General features: G+C 50.9%; 7 protein-coding genes. 4 read left to right on the plus strand and 3 right to left on the minus strand.

Translation table 11 applies throughout. The features are described 5' to 3' along the window. Nucleotides 1-372 precede the first annotated feature (372 nt). On the minus strand, nt 373-1,008 hold the full coding sequence (locus DJ69_RS16805) for a hypothetical protein (protein ID WP_099256682.1): 636 nt from the start codon (nt 1,006-1,008) through the stop codon (nt 373-375). Nucleotides 1,009-1,029: 21 nt separating this feature from the next. Here DJ69_RS16805 and DJ69_RS18590 point away from each other — a divergent pair, with 21 nt between their 5' ends. Next, nucleotides 1,030-1,167, plus strand: coding sequence for a hypothetical protein (locus DJ69_RS18590; RefSeq protein WP_180271860.1), 138 nt, complete (start codon nt 1,030-1,032; stop codon nt 1,165-1,167). 188 nt (nt 1,168-1,355) lie between these two features. Continuing rightward, a complete protein-coding gene (locus DJ69_RS18060) occupies nt 1,356-2,327 on the plus strand; it encodes a hypothetical protein (protein WP_144050471.1) in 972 nt (323 codons plus the stop codon). 63 nt (nt 2,328-2,390) lie between these two features. Here the strand turns inward: DJ69_RS18060 and DJ69_RS16815 are convergent, their stop codons facing one another. Next, nucleotides 2,391-5,492 carry a tetratricopeptide repeat protein gene (locus DJ69_RS16815; protein ID WP_180271861.1) on the minus strand — a complete coding sequence of 1,034 codons (3,102 nt, stop codon included), beginning with the start codon at nt 5,490-5,492 and terminating at the stop codon, nt 2,391-2,393. A 115-nt stretch (nt 5,493-5,607) separates the two neighbouring features. Here DJ69_RS16815 and DJ69_RS18065 point away from each other — a divergent pair, with 115 nt between their 5' ends. Continuing rightward, a complete protein-coding gene (locus tag DJ69_RS18065) occupies nt 5,608-6,345 on the plus strand; it encodes a hypothetical protein (protein ID WP_144050472.1) in 738 nt (245 codons plus the stop codon). Here DJ69_RS18065 and DJ69_RS18070 read toward each other — a convergent pair whose 3' ends face one another. After that, nucleotides 6,346-6,627: a hypothetical protein gene (locus DJ69_RS18070; RefSeq protein WP_144050473.1), complete on the minus strand. Its 282-nt coding sequence runs from the start codon at nt 6,625-6,627 to the stop codon at nt 6,346-6,348. Between the two features lie 176 nt (nt 6,628-6,803). On the opposite strand from DJ69_RS18070, the gene DJ69_RS16820 reads away from it, so the two are divergent. Beyond that, nucleotides 6,804-7,127, plus strand: coding sequence for a hypothetical protein (locus tag DJ69_RS16820; protein WP_099256688.1), 324 nt, complete (start codon nt 6,804-6,806; stop codon nt 7,125-7,127). Nucleotides 7,128-7,614 lie beyond the last annotated feature (487 nt).

Genomic DNA, 7,614 nt, shown 5'->3' on the forward strand with positions numbered 1-7,614 from the left:
CTTTGTGAGGTACTGATACTCTGTATCTCGCACACCAATCCTATCAGCTCCTTAGAATTTCAGCAGAGTCAATGAAGTTGTAGCCAATTATTTGCTCCCCACTAATGATTTCCACTCAAGCATGACCGGAATCGTGATCCTCCCCGCTGGTCGCGACGACGCGTTTGAGGACTACAAACAGTTCATCTGAGATGGGCACCCAATTGAGGATATTGAGTCCTATCTCGATGAGGGGGACCTCGAATTGTTCCGAACGATATTTGAGGGTGCTCGAATTCGCATACCTTAACCAACAATACGGGCCCTACTGCTGAATTGTTGGTTAATGCTGGGTGATGGGCGTGGACTAGTAGCGGGGGTATGCCCAGCAGTTTACATGACGTTCGGATCCTGATACGGAGACGACAAGCTGAAGAAATCGACCTCTCCTCTGATCTGTGCGACAACGTTCTTAATTACCGCATCAACATCCACATCAGCAGTCACTATCTCATAGGTCTCTCCAACAAAGGCCCGATATTCAGAGACGATCTCCTCAGCCTTTCCACGAATCTCTCCAACACTCAGATCAGTGAACTTCCAGAGTAACGCCAGCGTCTGGGTTGCCACCGACGTGAGATACGCTACAAATTCTTCCGGAGCTCGAAGCCCTGCCGGCACAATTCCACGAATCGCGTAGTGGATCTCACTCAACACAACCCGATGGAGCTGCTTTAGTGCTGTATCCACGGAACCCGAGAACCCACTGTGGCGAAGCGAATACAGGAAGCGATTATTCAGATATCGCGTGCTCCGCCACGCAATCTCATAATTGATTGGGGTCGTGAACAGGATAGCCTCTACAACAACCAATCCAATCGCCCGATAGAAGTCATGGAACCGCTCAGCTGCGATATCCTGAATTGAATCAACAGAGGCCCTGGCGACATCTAGGTTGTTCGCACCGATCAGAAGATTATGCGTCGCAACCACCAAAGCAACGCCGGAACTCAACTGCGCACCCGTCATCGCCAGCCGAGCAAGCTTGCTGTGTCCGAGTCCAACATCAAGACTGTCCTCGACGACCTCAACAGCTTTGCGCGTCCGTTGGAGGTTGCGGTCCGTCTCACTGAAGAACGCACTGAGATCGTCGACGGCGTCTTCGGTGGGGATTGCTGTATCATCTAATTCAGCGTAGATTGCCGAGAGATCGTCCGCAAGTTGAACTGATTGAACACGCCGCTCGCTCTGTGCGTGGACCCGTACCCAGATTGGAGTGTAGACTGAACATCAGAGAGCCGCTCCAGATCTGGTTCCGTCATGGCTCGGTTATTGCGCTGAAAGAATTTAAGTATTATAGACAGGTAGAGTAGCCAATGGGTGATCGAGATCGTACTCCTGCGAATACAGACGAAGCAGATATTCACGATGGGGTTACTCGACGTCATCTCATAGTCGGTGGGGTTGCTGTAACGGGCGCTATTGGCGTTGGATCGGGATTGCTTGGTAAAAAGGAAGATATAGAACCAACCCCAGCGGATCGACTCATGACTGCTGAGATGCAATTTACTGGGGTGGCTACAACGCTGACTGAGACTGATGTCGCAAACCCACATTCAAATTGGGATCTTCGCAACAAAATAGAAACAGCGCTAAATTCAGTCAATCAGATTCTCAGCGAAGACTTCCCTGATGAGCCAGAGATCCAACAGCGAATCAATACGCTACGTACCGCAACAGAGTACTACAGCACACTCGTGACGTCATTGACAGCCGCGGATTCGCTCTTCGGGTCGGTTAGTGACTCTGGACCCAACGTCCTCAAACAAACTGGGGACCTCGACTATGACCCGGCCTCCAAATTGGACAGCAGTTCTTTCGAACAGTCGCTCGGGCAACTGGCGGCCGCTGAAAAAGCTCCAAGCGAGGTCACATCCGAGGGTCGAACACTTGTTCCCGACCAGCAGGCGGTTCTTGACGCTCTGTGTACCCAACGAGAGATCTTTGATCGGCACATTCGGGCCCAGCAATCGTATTTAGATTCCGCGACACCCATCGAAGTCGGCGTTCGGGCCTACGAACAGTCACGCTTTGCGGACGCTCGAGCTAATCTTACGGTCGCTCAAGAAGCGCTTCCCCCCAACATTTCTGGGACAAGTGGGGCCTATCAGCTGTCCAATCATGGTCTGACCCTCGACCAATATCGCGAAGTGTTCAGCTTCCGGCAGGATGGCGTTGCCCAGTTGCTTGATGCTAGTCAAGAATCTGTACCGGAGGATGAACGACAGTCGGCGGTTAATTCAGCTCTTAACGCCTTCTTTGAGGCACGTAATCTGCTCCCACGTTGAGTCGAATAGATATTACATTCCCACGTAGAAATCTGTATTTGGCAGGCGAATGTCTGCGACAGCTCAGTCGGCACTCCGCCGGCCAGTCATACCGGCCGCACTTGTTGCTGATTGACTAGCTGCCTGCTGTGTAACAGCAGTTCCTGTGGCTGCCGCAGTCGATCCTATGGCGCTCCTAATGGGCTCAGTCGGATCTGATTCGAATTCATCATCATCGCTACGAAGCTGCTCAACTAAGTCACGGAATACGACGGCCTCCAACTGAGACAACTGTGAGTAGTCGCCATCAATCCTTTCAGCAGCTTCAAGTTCTAGATTACTATGCGTGTTTGTCGATTCTGCCAAGAACTGGTAGAGGTACCGAGCTGAGTCACTCAGTGATTCTGTGTAACTCTCCAGTTCTTCGAGGACTTCATCACCTGCTGCTTGGGCTTCATCCAGTGTTACCAGTCGGGTTGCACCGACAAACCCAACCCCCGCAGAGAGCGCTGCGGTGTACGCATCGGTCCCCGAATCCAGTTCGGTGTGTGAGTTCCACGCTTCCCGCAGCGGCTGAAGCGCGTCATCCACTTGATCCATATCAAGATACCGTAGGCCAACATAGAACAGATCCTCCACACCAGCTGTAGGGCCTTGATGCTGGGCGCGGGTTTTCACGAAGTACAACCTGGTTTCTGGTGAAAAACTTTCATCACACGAGTCGAGATACGATTCTGCAGACTCACACCATGAGATAACCTGTTCCGGCTCCTCAGATTCCACAGCGACTCGAACAAGAGCTCGCAATACGTTCACAACGAGGTGACTCGCGCCTTCCTCACGGAGCGTTGAGAGTGCCTCTGTCAGGTTATCCCGTGCCTCAGCGTATTGGGACATCTCAGACAAGATCGATCCGCGTTCGAAGCGGGCACGGCCAGTTATGATATCCCGAGATGCTTGCTGTCCAGAGGGATTCAAAATACGCTCAATATTCTCTAGGGCAGTATCCAAATTCCCCTGTTCTCGGTGTATATCGGCTTTTCTGAACAGCACAGTGGGACGGTACGTATCGTCCCCCGTTTGCTCAGAGAACTCAATGGCAGTGTCCAAGCAATCAATTGCTTGTGTGTATTCGCGGAGTTCACTGTAAGCTTCAGCAAGTTCAATCTGTGTCGTAATTGCTAGAGAGAGGTTCTCTGTAGCAGTGTACTGGTCAACCGCTTTTGTATACTCGTTGACGGCAGCTTCTGGATTGCCCTCACTCATCCTTAACCCTCCCCAGTGGTGATTAAGTTCTGCCTGGATGCGCTCATCTGCGATATCCTCTGAATCTAACAGCTCTTCGATCGATTTGAGCGACACTTCCAACGCATCAGTGTCACCACTTACAGCATAGATATCCGCCATCTTCAGCTGGAGCTCTACTTGTTCGATAGTCGCATTTTCATCGAGAAGGCTCAAACCACGCTCGATTGTGGAAATAGCAGGACCAAATTCCCCATCGATCATCTGAATGTTTGCCAACTGCCGTAAACTATCGACTGTGGAATCCGTGTCATCAATCTCTTTGAAGCATTCCACAGCAGCTTCTAAGTGCTCTTTTGCCTCGTCCCCCCGGTTGAGTCTCAGTAAGGCAGATGAAATAATTTGCTCAGCACTGGCCTTGGGTCGTTTCGTTTTGGTTTCCTCTGCCAATTCCTTAGCAGATTCGGCCAAATCGATAGTTGTCTCGTAGTTCCCTGCCTCAATAGCGTGGTACGCAAGTATGAGCTGTACCGACCCGAAAATTGACTTGTCTATCTCATCCGCATTCACTATAGTAGACTCTTCCAGTAGAGAGATTGCTTCGGTAACGTCGCCGTTGTGTGCCTTCAGAAGTGCCTTTGCAGCAGAGATTAGAGCACGCGTGGATTCATCTTCAATCGATCCATCGAGCGATTCAATGTGATCGATGGTATCGGCTGCTGCTTCGAACTCATCATTTTCACTCCTCATTACAGACAACTGAGCGTATACTCGCGCAGCAGATTCGTATTCACCATTAGTAGCGTATAACGAAGCCGCTTCGGAGAACGGTTCTGCTACGGGATCCCTATCAGTAAGGAAGTGGAGAAGGCCAAGTTGGTGGAGCGACTCCGCTTGCTCAAGCGGTTTATCAAGTTGTTCGTACTGCGTTACGGTGGTCTCAAACGCTTGGGTCGCAGTCCCGAACGCATCGTCTGCGTCTACGTCTGGATTGAGAGCTTTCCTCCCAGCATACTGGCCCAATGCGTTCATCGCCTCAGCACGCGCCTCAGTAGCACCAATTTCAGCGTAGAGTTCGTCAAGCCCTTCAACAAGCGATCGTGCCTCCACAAGTGGCAGTTCTCTGATCAACGAAAATATATCGAGATTCGTCAATCGATCACGAACATCCGTATCGAAAGAGGCCTCTTCTGAGGTCGCGATGGCCACGAGCACCTGTAATGCCTTTGTCTGACATTCAGCATCAGCCCCATCTAAGAGGTCGATCAATCTCGGAATAGTGGGAGCAATCGCATCTGGCGCTACTTCAGCAATATCGCGAAAGCCGTCTAAGACTTGAGGACCAATAGCTGAATCACTAAGTACATTTAGAAGCCGCTGGCCGAGTTCTTGGGCCGCACTTGTTTCAATCTCAATTTCACTTGATTGTTCAAGAGTGAACGAAAGCCCCTCGATACGCCGTTGTATCTGTTCGTCAAGTTCACCTTCCGTCTCATCAATTGCTTCCAAGTGTCCAGCTAATTCATCTTCAAGCTCCTCTTGTGTGGCCTTCCCGGGACGAGGGGCAGCCTCATAGGCTTGGACCTCCGCCGGTTTGTCCATCGCAACGTATATTTCTTGGAGAAGGTCCAGATCGTTGAATAGATCTAGATCATCGACCACGCGGATGCCGTACGGGGTCAGCCCATAGAACGTCGAGGGCTGGTCTCGATCAGCCCCCTCAAGTTCAAATCGGTCAGTGATCCCTGCTTTTTCGAGCGTTTCGAGGTGCTCATAGATCGTTGACCGACCCTTGTCGACAACGTATTCAAGCTCACGGAGTGACGGCAGCGATTCCGGATGGGCCAGAATATTCTGAACAATCTGGAACCGAGTATCCTGGGTCAGGAGGTGCTGAACCTCATTTCCTTTTTTATTAGGGGCGCCGTCAGACGCAGTCATATAAAAAGGATAGGCGGCACGACACATAACAATTCGGGAAATCCAAATCGGTAATCCCCGTTCTTTTCCGAATTGGTCCCGAACCCTTTTGTCCATACCAAACCAGTGCTCAGATATGGCAGGTCCGGTAGACCCCAATCGCATTTTGAACTCGGAGGGATCCGGGGTAGGGTCCATACTGGGCGAAGACGAGGTGCGCCACGTAGTCAGTCTAGATATCCAAAAAGAGGAACTCCAAGCGCTGGCGAAATTCAAGCTCCAACTCGAATTTGTCAAAAATAACCAAATCAGCTATCTGGTGTTAGGCGACTTCTCTGAACACCCGAAACGGCGTCTCAATCTTGTTTGCCAACAACTGAACGGAAAATCGGACACCGCTGCGAAGACGCTGATTAAGCTTCCATATTTCGAGGAACTGGATGATGTCAGCACAGAAGCGGCACAAAGCAATCTCGAAACCTATCTAAAATTCCAATCGGTGGCGAGAATTGTTACTGCGATCGTTTTCGTCTCCGAGGGTCGGAACGCTGGATCTTCTGTAGAACTCGGTGATCTCACACCTAATGGAAGCAATCCGGATAACCATCCTTTCTTTGCTAAAACCAATCTCGCAGTCAGAGACTATTCGGATTTCTCTGAACAAAAAATTAGCTCCGATCACCCCTCGTATGATGATGTTTTCTCAACAAGCTCGGAGGGTGAACCGGAGATGACTACTCCGAGACCATACAGCAGTCCACAGGAAAGTAAGTTCGAAATTTTTGAACGGGAAGGGCGATGCTGGACATGGGATACCCGTAAGTCCCTTTGGGAGGTTGCCGATGAGATCCACGAAGTGGTTCGGGGTCCGTAGTTACCAGCCGTCGAAAAGCGGGTCATCACAGTCGACCTGAAGTAGGCTCTCATTTGGATCAAGTCCTGTTGAGATATCGCTGAGCTGGCGTTGATCTCGTGTCGTAGTGTTTGTCCCGGTATCGATTTCGACCACTGGATCACGTCCAAACGGACTATAAGCAGTGACATCAGGGACCCGACCATTTCTTTTCTCTGGGTCCGGGTACGCTGATGTGTGATCCGCACGAATGTCTGAGTAGCCGAGGTCTCTGAGTAACTCCGCGAGGAGGCAGACGACCATCTTGAAAATCTTCGTGGCGCGCTGGACGTCGGCGACGGTGACGTCATTGAGATCGACAGTGAGGACGCCGAGCTAGAGAGCACCGAGTGAGTTTTCGGACGTTTCCGGAAACGGAGCATTTCCACAATCAGAATTGGGGGACAGCGACACATAAGAGCCAGACGAGGCGATCGCTGATGTTTCCCAAACCACCGACACCGCCGGAAGATCTTCCGACGGAGATCGTCGACAGGCTCAACAGCTATTCACCAACCCGGCTCCGGTACGTCGCCCGCTACGCTGAGGCGCTCGCATCGCACAAAGCCCGTGGCGCCGAGCTCGACAAGGAGTCAGCTGATGACGAAGATAAGGAGCAACCTGATGATCTCCCGGATGATGTTCCTGCGAAAGCGACGATTACGGTCAAGGAGATCAACAACAACCGCTACTACTACTGGCAATGGAGAGAAGGCGAATCAGTCAAGTCCAGATACAAAGGGCCGGTCGATTCGGACGAGTAGCAGACTTTCATCGGAACAGTAGATACATACTACGTTGGTTGGGTTACACGTTCAAATATGAGACTTCAAAGGCTATACGACTGATTTGAGCATATTTACACATCGATAACGCGGGGAGACACCCCGTGTGCGAAGTGAATTGGATATGGTTCACGAGTCAATTTTGGATAACCGTGATCGGTTGACGCGGGAATAGGAGGTCTGTACACCCCTCATCAAGAGTGAAAGTCTCCTGTTAAAGCGTCGTAGAAGCAGTTACAGTGGAATGGCTCTGTTGAAATCCTTAGAAAGAGATACATTTCGGCTCAATGGCGGTCAGTACAGGTGATTCAGCGCCCGTAGAAGAGATACGATAATACGAGAAACCCTACTATCGGCCCTGCAACAAACCCGCTCAATCCCCCGATCCGGCCACCAATAGATCCGCCAATAGCAGCCAGAATAAACCCGATAACGACACTACCAAGAATCAGTACTTCACAAAGCC

The sequence above is a fragment of the Halorubrum persicum genome (assembly GCF_002727125.1).
Taxonomy (GTDB): domain Archaea; phylum Halobacteriota; class Halobacteria; order Halobacteriales; family Haloferacaceae; genus Halorubrum; species Halorubrum persicum.

Excerpts from the sequence above, each read along its gene's own strand:
- DJ69_RS18065 (WP_144050472.1), top strand. The coding sequence starts at position 5,608 with ATGGCAGGTCCGGTAGACCCCAATCGCATTTTGAACTCGGAGGGATCC.
- DJ69_RS16805 (WP_099256682.1), bottom strand. The coding sequence starts at position 1,008 with ATGACGGGTGCGCAGTTGAGTTCCGGCGTTGCTTTGGTGGTTGCGACG.
- DJ69_RS18070 (WP_144050473.1), bottom strand. The coding sequence starts at position 6,627 with ATGGTCGTCTGCCTCCTCGCGGAGTTACTCAGAGACCTCGGCTACTCA.
- DJ69_RS18060 (WP_144050471.1), top strand. The coding sequence starts at position 1,356 with ATGGGTGATCGAGATCGTACTCCTGCGAATACAGACGAAGCAGATATT.
- DJ69_RS16820 (WP_099256688.1), top strand. The coding sequence starts at position 6,804 with ATGTTTCCCAAACCACCGACACCGCCGGAAGATCTTCCGACGGAGATC.
- DJ69_RS16815 (WP_180271861.1), bottom strand. The coding sequence starts at position 5,492 with ATGACTGCGTCTGACGGCGCCCCTAATAAAAAAGGAAATGAGGTTCAG.